The organism is Sediminicoccus sp. BL-A-41-H5 (assembly GCF_050632405.1).
Classification (GTDB): Bacteria; Pseudomonadota; Alphaproteobacteria; order Acetobacterales; family Acetobacteraceae; genus Roseococcus.
In genome coordinates, this window is the sequence record NZ_CP192601.1 from 403,455 (window position 1) to 421,080 (window position 17,626).

Annotated in this window: 19 protein-coding genes; 5 read left to right on the forward strand and 14 right to left on the reverse strand. The window is 69.0% G+C overall.

The window, feature by feature from the left end:
• Positions 1 to 14: 14 nt before the first annotated feature.
• Positions 15 to 1,169 (reverse strand): acyl-CoA dehydrogenase family protein, encoded by a 1,155-nt coding sequence (locus tag ACQ860_RS01965; protein WP_431301730.1) that lies wholly within the window; start codon positions 1,167 to 1,169, stop codon positions 15 to 17.
• Position 1,170: 1 nt separating this feature from the next.
• Positions 1,171 to 2,079, reverse strand: a complete 909-nt coding sequence (locus ACQ860_RS01970; RefSeq protein WP_213611495.1) for an SDR family NAD(P)-dependent oxidoreductase — start codon at positions 2,077 to 2,079, stop codon at positions 1,171 to 1,173.
• A 147-nt stretch (positions 2,080 to 2,226) separates the two neighbouring features.
• On the opposite strand from ACQ860_RS01970, the gene ACQ860_RS01975 reads away from it, so the two are divergent.
• Positions 2,227 to 3,048: a sulfite exporter TauE/SafE family protein gene (locus ACQ860_RS01975; protein ID WP_431301731.1), complete on the forward strand. Its 822-nt coding sequence runs from the start codon at positions 2,227 to 2,229 to the stop codon at positions 3,046 to 3,048.
• A gap of 24 nt (positions 3,049 to 3,072) precedes the next feature.
• Here ACQ860_RS01975 and ACQ860_RS01980 read toward each other — a convergent pair whose 3' ends face one another.
• The 9 genes from ACQ860_RS01980 to ACQ860_RS02020 form a co-directional block, all read right to left on the reverse strand.
• Positions 3,073 to 3,441, reverse strand: coding sequence for a HesB/IscA family protein (locus ACQ860_RS01980; protein ID WP_431301732.1), 369 nt, complete (start codon positions 3,439 to 3,441; stop codon positions 3,073 to 3,075).
• Between the two features lie 12 nt (positions 3,442 to 3,453).
• The gene (locus ACQ860_RS01985) at positions 3,454 to 3,810 is read right to left on the reverse strand and encodes an SUF system Fe-S cluster assembly protein (protein ID WP_431301733.1); all 357 of its coding nucleotides are present in this window, start codon (positions 3,808 to 3,810) and stop codon (positions 3,454 to 3,456) included.
• Positions 3,803 to 4,267, reverse strand: coding sequence for a Fe-S cluster assembly sulfur transfer protein SufU (gene sufU, locus ACQ860_RS01990; RefSeq protein ID WP_431301734.1), 465 nt, complete (start codon positions 4,265 to 4,267; stop codon positions 3,803 to 3,805). The genes ACQ860_RS01985 and sufU overlap by 8 nt, the downstream gene beginning before the upstream one ends.
• A complete protein-coding gene (locus ACQ860_RS01995) occupies positions 4,264 to 5,511 on the reverse strand; it encodes an aminotransferase class V-fold PLP-dependent enzyme (RefSeq protein WP_431301735.1) in 1,248 nt (415 codons plus the stop codon). Before ACQ860_RS01995 ends, sufU begins: the two co-directional genes overlap by 4 nt.
• Positions 5,512 to 5,569: 58 nt before the next feature.
• The gene (gene sufD, locus ACQ860_RS02000; protein WP_431301736.1) at positions 5,570 to 6,838 is read right to left on the reverse strand and encodes a Fe-S cluster assembly protein SufD; all 1,269 of its coding nucleotides are present in this window, start codon (positions 6,836 to 6,838) and stop codon (positions 5,570 to 5,572) included.
• On the reverse strand, positions 6,835 to 7,575 hold the full coding sequence (gene sufC / locus ACQ860_RS02005) for a Fe-S cluster assembly ATPase SufC (RefSeq protein WP_431301737.1): 741 nt from the start codon (positions 7,573 to 7,575) through the stop codon (positions 6,835 to 6,837). The genes sufD and sufC overlap by 4 nt, the downstream gene beginning before the upstream one ends.
• A complete protein-coding gene (gene sufB / locus ACQ860_RS02010) occupies positions 7,575 to 9,029 on the reverse strand; it encodes a Fe-S cluster assembly protein SufB (RefSeq protein ID WP_431301738.1) in 1,455 nt (484 codons plus the stop codon). The genes sufC and sufB overlap by 1 nt, the downstream gene beginning before the upstream one ends.
• Positions 9,030 to 9,037: 8 nt before the next feature.
• Positions 9,038 to 9,493: an SUF system Fe-S cluster assembly regulator gene (locus ACQ860_RS02015; protein ID WP_431301739.1), complete on the reverse strand. Its 456-nt coding sequence runs from the start codon at positions 9,491 to 9,493 to the stop codon at positions 9,038 to 9,040.
• A gap of 86 nt (positions 9,494 to 9,579) precedes the next feature.
• Positions 9,580 to 10,680 carry a ring-opening amidohydrolase gene (locus ACQ860_RS02020; protein ID WP_431301740.1) on the reverse strand — a complete coding sequence of 367 codons (1,101 nt, stop codon included), beginning with the start codon at positions 10,678 to 10,680 and terminating at the stop codon, positions 9,580 to 9,582.
• A gap of 89 nt (positions 10,681 to 10,769) precedes the next feature.
• On the opposite strand from ACQ860_RS02020, the gene ACQ860_RS02025 reads away from it, so the two are divergent.
• Both ACQ860_RS02025 and ACQ860_RS02030 read left to right on the forward strand, forming a co-directional pair.
• The gene (locus ACQ860_RS02025; protein ID WP_431301741.1) at positions 10,770 to 11,651 is read left to right on the forward strand and encodes an alpha/beta fold hydrolase; all 882 of its coding nucleotides are present in this window, start codon (positions 10,770 to 10,772) and stop codon (positions 11,649 to 11,651) included.
• Between the two features lie 2 nt (positions 11,652 to 11,653).
• Positions 11,654 to 12,247 (forward strand): nuclear transport factor 2 family protein, encoded by a 594-nt coding sequence (locus ACQ860_RS02030; RefSeq protein ID WP_431301742.1) that lies wholly within the window; start codon positions 11,654 to 11,656, stop codon positions 12,245 to 12,247.
• Here ACQ860_RS02030 and ACQ860_RS02035 read toward each other — a convergent pair.
• Positions 12,237 to 12,719 carry a CinA family protein gene (locus tag ACQ860_RS02035; protein WP_431301743.1) on the reverse strand — a complete coding sequence of 161 codons (483 nt, stop codon included), beginning with the start codon at positions 12,717 to 12,719 and terminating at the stop codon, positions 12,237 to 12,239. The genes ACQ860_RS02030 and ACQ860_RS02035 overlap by 11 nt on opposite strands.
• Positions 12,719 to 13,336, reverse strand: coding sequence for a DsbA family oxidoreductase (locus ACQ860_RS02040; protein ID WP_431301744.1), 618 nt, complete (start codon positions 13,334 to 13,336; stop codon positions 12,719 to 12,721). The genes ACQ860_RS02035 and ACQ860_RS02040 overlap by 1 nt, the downstream gene beginning before the upstream one ends.
• A 68-nt stretch (positions 13,337 to 13,404) precedes the next feature.
• Here ACQ860_RS02040 and pobA point away from each other — a divergent pair, with 68 nt between their 5' ends.
• Together pobA and ACQ860_RS02050 are read left to right on the forward strand one after the other, a co-directional pair.
• Positions 13,405 to 14,565 carry a 4-hydroxybenzoate 3-monooxygenase gene (pobA, locus tag ACQ860_RS02045; RefSeq protein WP_431301745.1) on the forward strand — a complete coding sequence of 387 codons (1,161 nt, stop codon included), beginning with the start codon at positions 13,405 to 13,407 and terminating at the stop codon, positions 14,563 to 14,565.
• Positions 14,555 to 15,517: a Gfo/Idh/MocA family protein gene (locus tag ACQ860_RS02050; protein WP_431301746.1), complete on the forward strand. Its 963-nt coding sequence runs from the start codon at positions 14,555 to 14,557 to the stop codon at positions 15,515 to 15,517. Before pobA ends, ACQ860_RS02050 begins: the two co-directional genes overlap by 11 nt.
• 16 nt (positions 15,518 to 15,533) lie before the next feature.
• Here ACQ860_RS02050 and ACQ860_RS02055 read toward each other — a convergent pair whose 3' ends face one another.
• A complete protein-coding gene (locus tag ACQ860_RS02055) occupies positions 15,534 to 17,519 on the reverse strand; it encodes a methyl-accepting chemotaxis protein (RefSeq protein ID WP_431301747.1) in 1,986 nt (661 codons plus the stop codon).
• Between the last annotated feature and the right edge of the window lie 107 nt (positions 17,520 to 17,626).

A 17,626-nucleotide genomic window follows, 5' to 3' on the forward strand; every position in this document is an offset into this window, starting at 1 on the left:
AGGCCCCTTCTTTCTCATGCGCGCGGCGGCCGCTGCGAAAAGCTCTGCCCGAACACGCCCTCGGCGATGCGGTTCTTCATCACCTCGAGGCTGCCGCCCGCGATCATCCAGCCGCGGGTGCGGCGGACACAGTATTCGATCAGCAAATCCTTCGAGTAGCCCGTGCCGCCCATGACCTGCATGGATTCATTGGCCGCCATCCAGCCCGCCTGGTTGCAGGCGTATTTGGCCATCGCGACCTCCTGCCCATCCGGCAGGCCGCGCCCCGCATTGATGGCCGCGCGGTAGAGCAGCAGGCGCGCGCCATCCAGCGCCACCCGCATCTCGGCGAACTTCCATTGCAGCCCCTGGAACTCCATCAGCTTGCGGCCGAACTGCACGCGCTGCATGGCGTGGTCGCGTGCCGCGTTGAAGCAGTATTCGCCGAGCGCCAGCGCGCGCGTGGTGTTGCCCACGCGCTCCACGTTGAAGCCGCCGATCTGCTTCTTGAAGCCGCCGGGGCCCAGCAGAACCATCTCGGGCGGGATGTAGACATTGTCGAAATAAAGCGCGCACCACTCCTCATCATTCATGTAGAGGCTGGGCTGGCCGAGGCGGAAACCTTCCATCCCACGCTCCACCAGCACCGAGCCGATGCCGCCAACGCCGGGCCCGAAGCGGCAATAGATGACGAAGACGTTGGCTTCGGCCGAGTTGGTGGTGAAGACCTTCTGCCCGTTCAGCCGGAAGCCCTCGCCATCCGGCGTGCAGAAGGTCTTGAGGTCGGTGAGCGCCGAGCCCGCGTCAGGCTCGGTCATCCCCACCGCCGCCACCGCCTCGCCGGCGAGCAGCGGCTTGAAGAAGCGTTCCTTCTGATACGGGGAGGCATATTCGGCGAAGGTGCGGAAGGCGCCAAAATTGCCGGCCTGCAGCACATCGGCGCTGCGCGGACAGACCTGGGCGATCTGCTCCATGGCGAGCACGGCATCGAACACCGTGCCACCCGCCCCGCCATCCTCCTCGGGGATCATGATGCCGAAGAGGCCCTGGTCGGCCATCAGCTTCGCGACATCCCAGGGGAATCCCACGGTATGCGCCCGCTCGACGGCGCCCTTCGCCAGGTGGCGTTCGGCAAAGCCGCGCACCACCTGCTGAAACGCCGCCTGCTCCTCGTTCAGTTGGAAATTCACGTCACACAGGATCCCAGCTGAAGACGTCGCCCGAGCGTTCCATCGGCACGAAGCTCGCGCGGAAGGCCGGCAGCGCGATCTCGGCGATCTTCTCCGGCGTCCAGCCGCTCTCGCTGTGGACGGAGCGGATCGGCCGGTTCTGGCTGAACAGGAACAGCTCATGCATGCGCGGCGCGAAGACCTGGCCGGTCACTTCCTTCGCGGCGTCCGACGCCAGGAAGACGGCCAGCGGCGCGTTCTTCTCCGGCCCCATCTTCATGATGCGCTCCACGCGCGCCTTCTGCTCGGGCGTCTCCGCCGGGATGGAACTGGTCATGCGGCTCCAGGCGAAGGGCGCGAGGCAGTTGGAGCGGACATTGTAGCGCTTCATGTCGAGCGCGATGGACTTGGACAGCGCCACGATACCGAGCTTGGCGGCGGAATAATTCGCCTGACCGAAATTGCCGATGAGGCCCGAGGTCGAGGTGATGTGGACGAAGCTGCCGCTCTCCTGCTTGCGGAAATGCTCGGCGGCCGCGCGGCTGACGAAGAAGCTGCCGTTCAGGTGGACGTTGATGACCGAGAGCCACTCCTCCGGCGTCATCCGGTGGAAGATCTGGTCACGCAGGATGCCGGCGTTGTTCACCACGATGTCCACGCGGCCGAAGGCATCGATCGCGGTCTGGACGATCTTCTTCGCGTTCTCCCATTCGGAGACGCTGTCGGTGTTGATGACGGCCTGGCCGCCCTTCTGCTCGATGATGGCCTTGGTCTGCTCGGCCGGGCTGGTGGAGAAGCCCTCGCCGCCCAGCGAGGCGCCGATGTCGTTGATCACCACCTTGGCGCCGGCCTCTGCCATGGCGATGGCAATTTCGCGGCCGATTCCGCCGCCCGATCCGGTGACGATGGCGACCTTGTCCTTGAGCATCATGGCGCTTTCCCTTCCTTGGTTGATTCGACGCGAAGGCTAGAACGCCATGCGCCGGGCGGGAAGGTGGGCTACCGCACCTGGACTTCGCATCAGGGGTGCGGGTCTTTAGACAATGCTTCCAAGAATGGGACTGCCGGGGTTGTTTTCATGAACGAAGTTTTGTGGCTTGTCGCGCTCGCGGCGGCGATGGCGGCGACGGGCCTGGTGTCCGGCACGCTCGCGGGGTTGCTGGGCGTGGGTGGTGGCATCGTGATCGTGCCGCTGCTGTTCAACGTCTTCCCGCTCTTCGGCATTCCCGAGGCGATGCAGATGAAGCTCGCCGTCGGCACCTCGCTCGCCACCATCATCCCGACCTCCATCGTCTCGGCCCGCAAGCACCGCGCGACGGGCGCGATGGACGAGGCGCTGCTGCGTTCCATGGCGCTGCCCATGATGCTGGGCGTGGCGCTTGGCACGGCGCTCGCCGTCCATGTGCGCGGTGAGGGGCTGACGGCGGTCTTCGGCATGGTCGCGCTGCTGGTGGCGCTCAACATGGGCTTCACGGGCGTGGATTTCCGCGTGGCGGACAAGCTGCCCGAGGGGCCGCCGCGCGCGGCACTCGGCATGGGCATGGGCTCTGTGAGTGCGATGATGGGCATTGGCGGCGGGACGCTGGGCGTGCCCATCCTCTCGATGTTCGGCTATCCGATCCGCGCGGCGGTCGCGACGTCCAGCGTCTTCGGCCTGATCATCTCGGTGCCGGCGACCATCGGCTTCATCTGGGGCGGCTGGAACGATCCGAATGTGCCGCCCTATTCACTGGGCTATGTGAGCCTAGTCGGCTTCGCGCTGATAGTGCCGACCTCGATCATCGCGACCCCCTGGGGTGTGAAGCTCGCCCACACCATCCCGCCGATCTGGCTCAAGCGCGCCTTCGCGGTCTTCCTGGCGGCGACCAGCATCCGGATGTTCTACAGCCTGTTCACGTGAGGTGCGGCTGGGCCTCCCCGTGGTTCAGACGTGGAAGCTCTCGCCGCAGCCGCAGCGGCCCTTCTCATTCGGGTTCACGAAGATGAAGCCCGCACTCATCGGCTTCACCTCGTAGTCCATCATGGTGCCGATCAGGTAGAGGCTGGCCTTGCGGTCCACGAGGATGGAAAGGCCCTTGTCCGTCACGCGCTCATCGCCCGGGCCGGCCTCGTCCACGAAGCTCAAATCATAGGCCATGCCGGAGCAGCCCTTGGTCTTCACCCCGATGCGCAGCAGCTTGCCGGCCTCGGCCTTCTCATAGAGCTTGCGGAGGCGCTCGGCCGCGCTGTCGGAGAGCGTCATCAGCGGCGGCAATTCGCGCTTGGGGCGGGTGGGGGCGGCGGTGGTGCTCATCGCGTGTCTCCCTCAGAACATGTTGAGCGCGAGGCGCGCATCTTCGCTCATCCGCGACTGGTCCCACGGCGGATCCCAGACGACCTCGACCTCGCAATCGGTGACGCCGGGAATCTGGCGGATGGCCTCCTCCGTCATGCTCGGCAGTTCCTGCGCCGAGGGGCAGGAGGGGGTGGTGAGCGTCATCTCGACCTTGACCTTCCCGTCATCACCGAGCTCGATCGCGTAGATCAGGCCGAGTTCGAAGATGTCCACCGGGATCTCGGGGTCGAAGACCGTCTTGATGGCGGCGATCACGCCCTCTTCCGTCACGGCGGCGAGCCGCTCGCCCGAAGGGGTCCAGCTGCCATGGGTCGCGTTTTCACTCACTGCTCGTCTCCTTCACGCCCGCGAGGGCGGCATCGAGCGCGCGCCAGGCCAAGGTGGCGCATTTCACGCGGCTCGGAAATTTCTTCACGACCGAGAGGATGGCGAGGCGCTCCAGTTCCGGCGCATCGCCGCTGACTTCTTCCCCACGCGCAAGGCGGGCTACCGCCTCACCCAGGGCACGGGCCTCAGCCGGCGACTTGCCGCGGACCAGCTCAGTCAGCAGCGCCGCGCTGGCCTGGCTGATCTCGCAGCCACGGCCCTGGAACATCGCCTCGGTGATCGCGCCATCGGCTACCATCAGCGAGAGATCCACGCGGTCCCCGCACATCGGGTTGTCGCCGCGGGCGGACGCGGTGGCATTCTCAAGCCGGCCGCGATGGACCGGGTTGCGGGCCAGGTCGCGCAGGACCTTGGAGTAGAGGTCCTGCAACTCCTGGAAATCCGCGGGCGCGCTCACGCAAAAAATCTCCGCGCGTCCGTCAGCTTCTGCGCGAGGAAATCAATCTCTTCCCGCGTCGTGTAGAGGCCGAAGGAGGCGCGCGTGCTGCCGCCCTCGAGGCCGAATCGCGCATGCAGCGGCTCGGCGCAATGGCGTCCCGCGCGCACGCAGATGCCGGCGCGGTCCAGATAGGTGGAGAGGTCATGCGGGTGCACGCCGTCCAGCGCGAAGGCGAAGACGCCGCCGCGATCCTGCGCCTTGCCCAGCAGCGAAAGCCCCTCCACCCGGGTCAGCGTCGCCATGGCGTGGTCCACCAGGCCACGCTCATGCGCCTCGATCGCCTCCATGCCGATCGCGTTCACGTAGTCGATCGCCGCATGCAGGCCGACCGCCTCGATGATGGCGGGCGTGCCCGCCTCGAAGCGGGCAGGGGCGGCGGCGAAGGTGCTGCGCTCCAGCGTCACCGTCTCGATCATGTCGCCACCGCCGAAGAAGGGTGGCATGGCGTCCAGCAGCGCGCGCTTGCCATAGAGCACGCCGATGCCCGTCGGGCCGTAAAGCTTGTGCCCGGTGAAGGCGTAGAAATCCACGTCGAGCGCCTGGACATCCACCGCGCGATGGACCGCGGCCTGGCTGCCATCCAGCATGACGCGCGCACCCGCCTCATGCGCCATGCGCACGATGGTGGTGGCCGGCGTGACCGAGCCCAGCACATTCGACATGTGCGTGACGGACACGAGGCCGACCTTGCCATCCGCGAGCTTGGCCGCGAGATCGTCCAGGTCCAGCTCGCCGCTGTCCGTGACACGGACGAACCGCAGGCCAATGCCGAGGCCCGCATCCCGCAGCATCTGCCAGGGGACGAGGTTGGCGTGGTGCTCCATCTCGCTCACCAGCACGCACTGGCCGGGCTTGAGCATGCCGCGCCCGAAGCTGTGTGCGACGAGGTTGAAGGCGCCGGTGGCATTGCCGGTGAAGATGATCTCCTCCGGCTCGGCCGCGTTCAGGAAGCGTTGCACGGCGCCGCGCGCGGCCTCATGCGCCTCGGTCGCCACCTCGCTCAGGTGATAGGCGCCGCGGTGGACATTGGCATAGGCCGTCTCCATCGCCCGCGTCATCGCCGCGATCACCTGGCGTGGCTTCTGCGCCGAGGCGCCGCTGTCGAGGAAGACGAGCGGCTTGCCGCGCACATCAGTCGCCAGGATCGGGAAATCCTGCCGGATGCGGGCGACGTCGAAGCTGGCAGGGACGTGCGTGTCCATGATTACGCGCCCGATCGCTGGAGGGCGCCAGACCGGAGGCGTGAATCGGTCGCGCGCATCATGCCGCCTCGCGCTCCCACCAGCCTTCGGTCGCCTCGGCCAGCGCGGCCTGGGCGAGGGGGTGCGTGACACCCTCGATCGCCTCCGTCAGGAAGGCCTGGACCAGCATGGCCCGCGCCGCCTCGGCCGGAATGCCGCGCGCGCGCAGGTAGAAGAGCTGCGCCTCGTCCAGCGCGCCGACGGTGGCGCCATGGCTGCACTTCACGTCATCGGCGTAGATCTCGAGCTGCGGCTTGGCGTCGATCTCCGCCTCTTCCGAGAGCAGCAGCGCCTGGTTCATCTGGTAGCCATCGGTGCGCTGCGCCACCTGCCGCACCAGGATCTTGCCCTGGAAGACGCCGCGCGACTTGCCGGCCAGCACCGTCTTGTAGGTCTGGCGGCTCGCACAATCGGGTGCGGCGTGATCCAGATAGGTGGTGGTGTCGGCGTGCTGCCCATCGCCCGCGAGCTGCGCGCCGTTCATGTGGCAGGCGGCCTTGGGGCCGAGCAGCGCGGTGTGGATCTCGTTGCGGACGAGACGGGCGCCGGCGTTCAGCGTGAAATTGTCATAGGTGCCGCCACCCTCGACCGCCGCCAGCACGGTGGAGAGCTGGAAGCCCGCGCGCCCCTCGCGCTGGATGCGCACATGGCTGAGCGTCGCACCTGCCGCCACCTGGATCTCGAAGACCGGGTTGTGCAGGTAGCTCGCGCCATTGGGGCCCAGGCTCGTCTCGATCAGCGTGAGCGAGGCATCGGCGCCGAGGCGGATCAGGTGGCGCGGATGGAAGGCGATGGGGCGCTCGGTGTGGCTGGCGAGGCTCAGCAGCTCCAGCGCGCCGCCCTCCACGCCCGCCGGCAGATCGAGCATCAGCCCGTCCTCGAAGAGCATGGTGTTGAGCGAAACCACCGGCAGCTCGCGCGCAAGGGCGCCCAGCCAGCCCTCGGCCGCGTTCAGGTCGCCCGCCAGCGTCCGGCACCAGGCGGGGAGGGTGGAGAGGCCTGCGGCGAAGCGCCCATCCACGAAGACGGCGCGATGCGGCGCGCGCATCGGCGGCAGCGCGGGGTGCTCGGCCGCCAGCGTCAGCGCCTCGGTGAACTGCGCCTGGGCGATCGGCGAGAGGTCGGTGTAGCGCCAGGCCTCGAGCTTGCGGTGCGGCAGACCGGTCGCGGCGAAATGCTCGGCCGCGGCCCCGCGCAGCGCCGCCACCCAGGGGGTGCGGCCGCCGGGCAGGTGCTCGCGCAGACCCGCGAAACGGGCGGAAAAGGCACCAGGGGTCATGGCGTTCATGCCGCCACCTTCGCGTAGCCCTCCGCCTCCAGCTCCAGCGCGAGCTCGGGGCCGCCCGACTTCACGATGCGGCCGCCCATCAGGACATGGACGCGGTCGGGCGTGATGTAGTCCAGCAGGCGCTGGTAGTGGGTGATGACAAGGGCCGAGAAGTTCGGGCCGCGCATGGCGTTCACGCCCTCGGAGACGATCTTCAGCGCGTCGATGTCGAGGCCGGAATCCGTCTCGTCCAGGATGGCGAGGGAGGGCTCCAGCAGCGCCATCTGCAGCACCTCGTTGCGCTTCTTCTCGCCGCCGGAGAAGCCGACATTGACGTTGCGCTTGAGCATGTCGTCGCTCATCTGCAGCGTCTTCAGCTTGGCGCGGGCCATCTTCAGGAAGGCCATGGCGTCCACCTCGGGCTCGCCCTTCGCCTTGCGGATGGAGTTCAACGCCGTGCGCAGGAAATTCGCATTGCCCACGCCCGGCAGTTCCACGGGATACTGGAAGGCGAGGAAAAGGCCGGCCGCGGCCCGCTCCTCCGGCTCCATGGCCAGGATGTCCACGCCGTTGAAGGTGGCGCTGCCGCCCGTGATCTCATAACCCTCGCGCCCGCTCAGCACGTAGGAGAGGGTGGACTTGCCCGAGCCGTTGGGGCCCATGATGGCGTGGATTTCGCCCGTCGGCACTTCCAGGTTGATCCCCTTGAGGATCTGCTTGCCGTCAATTTCGGCCGTCAGGCCTTCGATACGCAACATCAACCGACGCTCCCTTCGAGCGAGATAGCGAGAAGTTTCTGGGCTTCCACGGCGAATTCCATGGGAAGCTCCTTCAGGACCTCACGGCAGAAGCCGTTCACGATCAGCCCTACCGCCTCTTCCTGGCTGAGCCCGCGCGAGCGGCAGTAGAAGAGCTGGTCCTCGGCGATGCGCGAGGTCGTCGCCTCATGCTCCACCTTGGCGCTGACGCAGCGGTTCTCGATGTAGGGCACGGTGTGCGCGCCGCACTGGTCGCCGATCAGCAGGCTGTCGCACTGGGTGAAGTTGCGGGCACCCGTCGCTTTGGGGCTGATCTTGACCAGGCCGCGATAGGTGTTCTGACCCTTGCCGGCGCTGATGCCCTTGGAGACGATGGTGGACTTCGTGTTCTTGCCCACGTGCCACATCTTCGTGCCCGTGTCGGCCTGCTGGTGGTTGTTGGTGATGGCCACCGAGTAGAACTCGCCCACGCTGTCATCGCCCAGCAGCATGCAGGAGGGATACTTCCAGGTGATGGCGGAACCCGTCTCCACCTGCGTCCAGCTCACCTTGCTGCGGGCACCGCGGCAGGCGGCGCGCTTGGTGACGAAGTTGTAGATGCCACCCTTGCCCTCGGCATCGCCCGGGTACCAGTTCTGCACCGTGCTGTACTTGATGGTGGCGTCATCCATCAGCACCAGCTCGACCACCGCCGCGTGCATCTGGTTTTCATCGCGCATCGGCGCGGTGCAGCCCTCCAGATAGGAGACATGAGAACCGGCATCGGCCACGATCAGCGTGCGCTCGAACTGGCCCGTGCTCTTGGCGTTGATGCGGAAATAGGTGGAAAGCTCCATCGGGCAGCGCACGCCCTTCGGGATGTAGACGAAGCTGCCATCGGTGAAGACCGCGCTGTTCAGGCAGGCGAAGTAGTTGTCACCGGGCGGCACGACGGAGCCAAGATACTGCTTCACCAGCTCCGGGTGCTCCTGCACCGCCTCGCTGATCGAGCAAAAGATGATGCCTTCCTTGTGCAACCGCTCCTTGAAGGTGGTGGCGACCGAGACGCTGTCGAACACCATGTCCACCGCGATGCCCTGCAGGCGCTCCTGCTCGCGCACGGGAATGCCGAGCTTCTCGTAGGTCCGCAGCAGCTCGGGGTCCACCTCGTCCAGCGACTTGGGGGCCGTCTTGGTGGTGGGCGCCGCATAGTAATAGGCGTCCTGGTAATCAATCTTCGGGTAGTTCACCGCGGCCCAGTCCGGCTCCTCCATGGTGAGCCAGAGGCGATAGGCCTTGAGGCGCCATTCCAGCAGCCATTCGGGCTCGTTCTTCTTCGCGCTGATGAAGCGGACGATGTCCTCGTTCAGCCCCTTCGGCGCGAATTCCATCGCGATTTCGGTCTCGAAGCCCCACTTGTAGCCGCCATCGCTGGCGGCCTGGACGGTCTCGAGGGTCTCTGCAACGGCAGGCATGTGCGCTCCTACTCGGCGGCGACGAATTGGTCGGTGGTGAAGGGAAGGCTGGCCCCGCAATTTCCGCCGGCCAGCTCGGCCACGGAGATGCCGGCCAGGGCCTGGCGGATGGCGTGGTTCACGGGGTCCCAGCGGCCCCGGACGGGGCAGAGATGCTCGCTCTCACAGCCGCCCATGCCGCCATCCACGCAGGCGGTGAGCGCGATCGGCCCATCGAAGGCGACGATGACCTCTGCCAGGGTGATGCTGCTGAGCGGCCGCGTCAGGCGATAGCCACCGCGGGCGCCGCGCAGCCCCTCGACGATCTCGGATTGCGCGAGGATCTTCAGCACCTTGGCGACGGTAGGCTCGGCCAGGCCGGTGCGGGCGGCGATGCCCGGGGCACTTTGCAGCGGCTCATTGTCCCGCCCCATGCGCGACAGCACCACCACGGCGTAATCGGTCAATCTGGAGAGTTTCAGCACCGGCGTTCTCCTGCGGTGTCGGTCAAATAGGACCAACCGCGTCCGGTTTCCAGCCCCCCGCGCGACATTCCGTTGGACAAGCCGGATTATTTCCGCGCCAGCACGGCCACCGGCCCGCCGCCATCCGGCCCCTGGTGCTCGGCGCCGCCCGAGACGAAGAGGTCGGTCCGGCCCACGGCGGCCGCGATCACGCCGCCCACCAGGGCGCGGGCGTGGCGCGTCGAGTTGATGTCGCTGTCATCATTCATGATGTGCCGCAGGCCGCGGATGCTTCCAGTGCTGGAGGGCTCGGCCTTGGCCAGCACCGCCACCAGCCGCGCCCGGGCCGTGGCGTCCAACTGCCCGGGCACGCCCAGCCCCACCGAGGAGAGAGCCCGCTGCACCGCACCGAAATCCACCGCATCGGTCATGACATCATGCCCGATGAGGAGGTCGCCCGCCCAGGCCGGGCTGTTGCCCAGCACGATCACCTCGCAGCGCTCCAGCTCCACGCCGGCCGAGCAGCTGGCGCGGCCCGAGTGCAGCGACCAGTCGGCGCCGATCACGGCATCGCACAGCGCGGCCTCCGGGATCTCACCCAGCGCCAGGGCCACCCCCAGCGCCGCCGCGCCGCGCGAGAGGCCCATGGAGGGATAGGTCTCATGCGTCGCCACGCTCTGACCGCGCGCCAAGGCGTCCGCCACCTTGGCCGAGGTGATGAGCGGGCATTTCACCTGGACGTAGTGAACCTCGGCCGGGTCGCTGATGCCCGCATCCGCCATGGCGGCGCGCACCGCATGAGCCGTGGCGCGGAGCTGCGCCATGCGGCCGATCTCCTCCGGCGGGAAATCCGGCGTGAAGCCCACGCCGATGGCGAGCGCCCCCGTCGCGGGGCTCGCCACCTCGCGCACCGCGAGCACCAGGAAATGCGGCGAGAGCCCGCCCTCCGTCCCGCCCGACATGACCAGCGCCACGCGCGCCATCACTGCCTCGGGCGTCGCCCCCATGCGCGCGCCCAGCATCCCGGCCAGCGCGCTCACCGCATAGGCGCGGGTGAAGTCGTTCACGCAGCCATTGCCCTCGGTCTTGCCGAGGATCGCCACCACCTCCTCCGGCCGCAGCCGGCCCGCCTCGAACAGGGCGGCGATCTCGGACACATCGCCCGGATGGCGCATGGGCACGCGGAAGGCGAGGGCTTGGCGGGGCATCGGCGAGGCACTCCTGAACGGCGGCCGTCCCTTGCCGCGCCCTGGGCCCCGACGCAAGCTGCGACCCGACTGGAGAGGAGATTCCCCGCATGCCCAGCATCCGCACCGAGGATGGCGTCGACCTGCACTACATCGAGGCGGGGGAGGGCACGCCGCTGGTCTTCGCCCATGAATTCGCGGGCGATGCGCGCAGCTGGGAACCGCAGATCCGCTTCTTCTCCCGCCGCTACCGCTGTATCGCCTTCCACGCGCGGGGCTATCCGCCAAGCAGCGTCCCCACCAACCCGAAGGCCTACAACCAGGACCGCGCGACGGATGACATCGCCGCCGTCATCCAGGGGCTGAACCTGGCGCCCGCCCATGTGGTGGGGCTCTCCATGGGCGCCTTCGCCACGCTGCATCTCGGGCTCCGCTACCCGCATCTGGCGCGCAGCCTGACCGCGGCCGGCGTCGGCTATGGCGCGGCCCCGGGCAAGCGCGGGCAGTTCCAGTCCGAGCTGGACGCCTCGGTCGCGCAGCTGCGCGCCGAAGGCATGCAGGCCTTCGCCCACACCTACACCCATGGCCCCACGCGCCTCGTCTTCGAGGAAAAGGACCCGCGCGGCTTCGCCGAGTTCGAGGCGATGATGGCGGAACACTCCGCCGAGGGCTCGGCGCTGACCATGCTGGGCGTGCAGCGCGAACGCCCCTCGCTGTTCGAACTGGAGGAGCGCTTCCGCAAGCTGAAGCTGCCCACCTTCATCATCGCGGGCGACGAGGATGACCCGACGCTGGAGCCCGCGCTCTACCTCAAGCGCACCATCACCAGCTCCGCCCTGCTGGTCATGCCGAAATGCGGCCACACCATGAACCTGGAGGACCCCGACGTCTTCAACCGCGCGCTGCTGGACTTCATCACGGCCGTGGATGCCGGCGCCTGGCGGGACCGCATCCCGGCCAGCATGTCCGGCGGCATCATCGCAAAGCGCTGACGATGCGTGACGCCGCCGAGATCCGCGCCCTCATCGAGAACTGGGCCGTCTGGCGCGACGCCGGCGACTGGGCGCGCTTTGCCACCTGCTGGCACCCCGAGGGCCGGATGATGGCCACCTGGAAGCAAGGCACGGCGGCGGAATTCATCGCCGCCAGCATCGAGGGCTGGAATCGCGGCGTCTCCATCCTCCATTTCCTGGGCGGCCACAGCAGCGACATCCGGGGCGATCGCGCCATTGCCCAGACCAAGATGACCATCAGCCAGCGCGCCGAGGTGGAGGGCGTGCTGGTGGATGTGGTCTGCACCGGCCGCTTCTATGATTTCGTGGAGCGCCATGAAGGAAGCTGGAAGCTGCTGCTCCGCCAGCCGATCTATGAGAAGGACCGGATGGACCCGGTGGCGCCCGATGCGCGGCTTTCGCTGGACGCGGCGCTGCTCGCGCAATTCCCCGAGGGCTACCGGCACCTGGCCTATTTGCAGACCCGCATCGGCTATGCCGTGAAGCGCGACATGCCGGGGCTGAAGGGCGCTGCGGTCGAGCGCCTCTACGCTGATGGCGCCGGCTGGCTGGCGGGCGGCGCGCTCAACCGCTGAGCGCCTCGTCCAGCAAACCCAGCGCGGCGAGGGCGAATTCCAGCATGTTCGGCCAGCGCTCGCCATGACCCGTCTCCAGCGTGCGGACCAGCTCGACGGGGCCGGAAATGGCGAGGCAGCTGTGCCCCGCCGCATCGCCATAGCGGTTGCCGGTGGGGCCAGAGGCGCCGGTCTCGGCTAGGCCCCAGGTGGTGCCCAGCCGCTCGCGCATGGTGCGGGCCAGCAGCAGCGCATAGGGCTCGCTGGCCGAGCGCAGCCCGACCATCTGCTCGGCCGTGATGCCGGCCAGAGCCTCGCGCGCGGCGGCCGTGTAGGTCACGGCGCCCCCCATGAAATAGGCCGAGGCGCCGGGCAGGGCGAGCAGGGCCGCCGAAACCAGCCCGCCCGAGGAGGATTCGGAGACCGCGATGGTCTCCCCCCGCGCGCGCAGCCTCTCGCCCAGGGCGGCGGCCTTGGCCAGCACCGCCTCCATCAGGCGGCGCGCCGGCCGAAGATCTGCGCCATGTGCTCGGCCGGATAGGCGCCCGAGAACATCACCTGGCCGTCGAGGGCGAAGCTCGGCACGCCATTGATGCCGATGCGGCGGAAATGCGCATCCTCGGCCCGGACCTCGTCCGCCTGCTCGTCCGAGGCGAGGAAAGCCGCGGCATCCAGCCCGAGCGTGGCCGCGATGGCGGCGAGCGTCGCGTGGTCGCCGATGTCCTGACCGTCGTGGAAATAGGCCTGGAACAGCGCCTCCACCATGTCGTTCTGCTTCTCGCCGGCCCAGCGGATCAGGCGGTGGGCGGCGATGGTGTTGGGCGTGCGCAGCATGCGGTCATGCCGGAATTCGAGCCCCACGGCGCGGCCGGCCTCGGCCACGTTGGCGTCCAGCTCGCGCCCGCGCTCCACGCTGCCGAACTTGGCGGCGCGATAGGCGGCGCGCTCCACACCCTCCACCGGCATGTCGGGATTGAGCTGGTAGGGGCGCCAATGGATGCTGAAGGGCTGGTCCAGCAGGGCCAGCGCCCGCTCCATCTGCCGCTTGCCGATCCAGCACCAGGGGCAGATCGCGTCCGAGATCACGTCAATGCGGCGCGGCTGGTCCATCATCACCCCCGTTGTCGAGCGGCCCATTCTGCGCCATTGCCCGGCTCTCGGATAGCGGGAGTTCGGGCATGCGGACACAGGTGGGGATTCTCGGCGCGGGGCCGGCCGGGCTGCTGCTCGCGCATCTGCTGCATCGGGCGGGCATCGACAGCGTCATCATCGAGGCGAAGTCGCGCCCCTATATCGAGGGCCGCATCCGCGCCGGCCTGCTGGAGCAGGGCAGCGTGGACACGCTGACGGAGGCGGGCCTGGCTGAGCGCCTGCACCGCGAGGGCCTGGCGCATGACGGCATGGAGCTGCGCTTCAACGACGCCTCCCACCGCATCGACCTGCACGGGCTGACCGGCAAGCGCGTCACCATCTATGGCCAGCAGGAGGCGGTGAAGGACATGGTGGCCACGCGGCTCGCCACCGGCCGCCCGCTGCATTTCGAGGTGGAGGATGCGGCGGTCCATGACATCGCGACGGACCAGCCCCGCATCACCTTCACGCTCGACGGCCACGCGCAGGAGCTGCGCTGCGACGTGGTGGCGGGTTGCGACGGCTTCCACGGCATCTCGCGCGCCGCCATGCCGGCCGAGGTGCTGCGCATCTATGAGCGCGTCTATCCCTTCGCCTGGCTGGGCATCCTGGCCGAGGCGCAGCCCATCAGCCACGAACTGATCTATGCCCGTCATGCCGATGGCTTCGCGCTCGCCACCATGCGGAGCAACACCGTCTCCCGCCTCTACCTGCAATGCGCGCCGGATGAGGATCTCAGCCAATGGTCCGATGCGCGCATCTGGGAGGGCCTGCATCAGCGCCTGGGTTCGGTGAACGAGGGCCCGATCCTGCAGAAGGGCGTCACCGCCATGCGCAGCTTCGTGGCCGAGCCCATGCGCCATGGCCGGTTGTTCCTCGCGGGTGATGCCGCGCACATCGTGCCCCCCACCGGCGCCAAGGGCATGAACCTCGCCGTCGCGGATGTCCGCGTGCTGGCGCAAGGCCTGATCGCCTTCTATCGTGGCCAGGGGATGGGCCTGCTCGACCGCTACAGCGAGATCTGCCTGCGCCGCATCTGGAAGGTGCAGCGCTTCTCCTGGTGGATGACCGCCATGCTGCACAGGTTCAGCGACAAGGATCCCTTCGAGCATCGCGTGCAGGTCGCCGAACTCGACTACCTCGTGCAATCCGAGGCCGCGCGCACCGGCCTCGCCGAACAATATGTGGGGCTGCCCTATGAGGTCTGAACCGTTGAAGCTGGGCATCCTCGGCCTCGGCATCATGGGCGAGCGCCTGATGCGCGCGGCGCTCAACCACGCCGGTACGCAGGTCACCGCCGTCTGGGACCCGGGTGCTGCGGCCGTGGCGCGCCTCGCCTCCATCACGCCCGACCTCACGATGCGCGGTGATGCCGCGGCCGTGATCGCGGCGAGCGACGCGGTCTACATCGCCTCGCCCCCCGCCTCGCACATCGCGCTCGGCCAGCAGGTGCTGGCGGCGGGCAAGGCGCTGTTCCTCGAGAAGCCGCTGGCGTCCGACCTCACGGCCGCCCGCGCCTTCGTGGCGGGTGCCCGCGGCCAGCGCACGGCGGTGAACTTCCCCATGGCCTCCTCCCCCTCCATCGCGCAACTGCGCGCCTGGCTGCCGGAGATCGGGCCCATCCAGCGCATCGAGATCACGGTCGCCTTCGCCCAATGGCCGCGCGGCTGGCAGCAGGGCGCGGCCTCCTGGCTCTCCGAACGCGCCGAGGGCGGCTTCACGCGGGAGGTGGTCTCGCATTTCCTCTTCCTGGCGCAGCGCCTGGGCGGCCCGCTGCGCCTCGCCGAGGCGCGCGTCAGCTACCCGCCCGGCACAGGCAGCGAGACGGCCATCGCGGCGCGGCTCTCGGCCGGCGAGGTGCCCGTCACCATCTCGGGCGGGGTCGGCATCACGCTCGCCGATGACCACAACATCACGCGCATCCAGGGCGCCAGGGGCGCCATCCGCCTGCGCGACTGGTCCTTCGCCGAGAAGCTCTCGCCCGACGGCACCTGGCACGCCTCGCCCGATGCGCTGCCCAACGAGAAGATGCGCCCGCTCACGCTGGCCGGGCAGCTCGACAAGCTGGCGGCGCTCACGCGCGGGGAGGCGGTGGAGCTGGCGACGCTGGTGGAGGCGCTCGCGGTGCAGGAGGTGGTCGAGGGCATCCTCGCCGCCTGACCGCGAGCACGCCCCGTCAGGCGGCGCGAGGCCGGGCCATGGCCAGCAGGGCCTCCCGCGCGCCCGCCGCCGGCTCCAGCAGCTGCACGCGGATCGTGCCATCTCCCGCATGGACGACCCGGCCGTGGATCGTCTCACCGCCGATCTCGCCGGTGATCGCCGCGCCGGCCGGCGCCGAGCCCCGCACGGCAAAGCCCTCGCCGGAGACATTCACCAGTTCGAAAGCCGCCGCGGCCGCATGCGCGACGCGCAGCTGCAAGCTCCCGCGCGCCGGCTGGCGCTCCGCCCGGCGGCGCTCCACCTCCTTGGTGGCGGTGCGGACGATCCGGACCAGGCTCTGCTGCATCTCGGCGACGCCAGTCCGCGCCTCGTCCGTTGCCGCATCCATCACGGAGGCCTGCTCCCGGGCGCGCCGCGCTTCCGCTGCGACAGTGGCGATCCGCGCCTCCACGTCCCGCACCGACGCGGCGGCACCCGCCACCGAGCGCGCGATCTCCTCCGTGGCGCTGCTCTGCTGAAGCATGGCATCGGCCATGCTGCCCGAGGTGCGGTCGAGCTGCGTGACCTTCTCGGCGATGCGGCGGACGGCGGCGACGGCCTCATGCGTCACCGTCTCGATCGCGCCGATCTGCTGCGCGATCTCGCCAGTGCGCTGGGCCGTCAGGTTGGCCAGGGCCTTCACCTCACCGGCGACGACCGCAAAGCCCTTGCCCGCATCCCCCGCCCGCGCCGCCTCGATCGTGGCGTTGAGGGCGAGCAGGTTGGTCTGGCCGGCGATCTCGCCGATCAGGCGCGCGACCTCGCCGATGCGCCCCACCGCCTCCTGCAGTCCGCCGATGGTGGTGACGCCCTCCTCCACGCCGCTCACGGCGGCGCGCGAGGCTTCCGAGGCCGCCTGCAACTGCCCCGTCACGGACCGGATGCTGGCCGACAGCTCCTCCGTCGCGGCGGCGACCGCCTGGGTCGCTTCCAGCGCGGTGCCGGCGGCACTGGCCACGCCCTCGCTCTCGGCGGTGACACGGGCCGAGCCCTCGCTCAGGCGGCTCGAACCGTCGCTGACTGCACGCATGCGGCTGGTCATCGTCTCGATGGCGCTGCGCGTCTCATCCTCCACGCGCTGCGCCATGGCCTGGAGGGCCGCGGCGCGCTGCGTGGCCTCGCGCTCGGTCATCGCCGCCTGGTTCGCCGCTTCCTCGGCGCGAGCGGCGGCGGCCCGCTCGGCCAGCGCGGTGACGGCCCGCGCGAGGCGCCCCACCTCGTCCTGCCTGCCGCCGAGGGCGGCAGCGGCCTCCGCGCCCGTGCTCTCGCCCACGGCCAGCTGCTCGGCCGTGCCGGTCAGGCGGTCCAGCGGAAGTGCCACGCCGCGCCGGAACAGCAGGAAGATCACGCCCGCCGCGAGCAGGACCGTCCCGCCCAGGGCGAACCACATCTGCTGGATGGCGGCCTCCGCCGCCTCGCGCGCGGCGGCGGCCTGGGCGGCCTGCAGGCCGACATTGCCATCCACCTGCGTCACCAGCGCGTCGCGCAGGGCGTTGATCGCGGGGTCCACCTGGGTGCGGATGATCTCCTCGGCGCGCGTGCGGTTGCCGGCCTGGAGCGCATCGCGGACGGCGACCGCGGCGCGCTCCAGCTCGGCATGGCGCGCGCGGTTGGCCTGCGCGACATCCTGGCGGTCGGGGTTGCCACGCAGGAACTGGTCATTGCGCGTATGGAAGTTGCGGATCTCGGCCTCGACCTCACCCCAAAGGGCGTTGAGGGCCGCCGGGTTCTGCGCCTCGATCGCCATGCGGTTCAAATGCCGGCCGACGATCTGGAAATGCCGCTGTGCGCGCGCGAGCGCAACGTAGCCCGGTGAGCGCTCTTCGGCGATGACGCGGTAAGCCTCGTTCAGCCGGCCGACCTCGCGCGACTGGTTCACGGCCGTGAAGAGTATTCCAAGGCACATGGCGCCCAGCACCAGGAGGGCGCGAAGCGTGACGGAGGGGTGGCGAAATCTATGCAAGTCCCTGTCTTTCCGTAAATTTATGTGACCTGCACGGTAGCCTGACGCTGGTTAACCGGCGGTTACGGGCGGGGCTTCACAAGGGCGGACATCGCGTCTCCCATGGG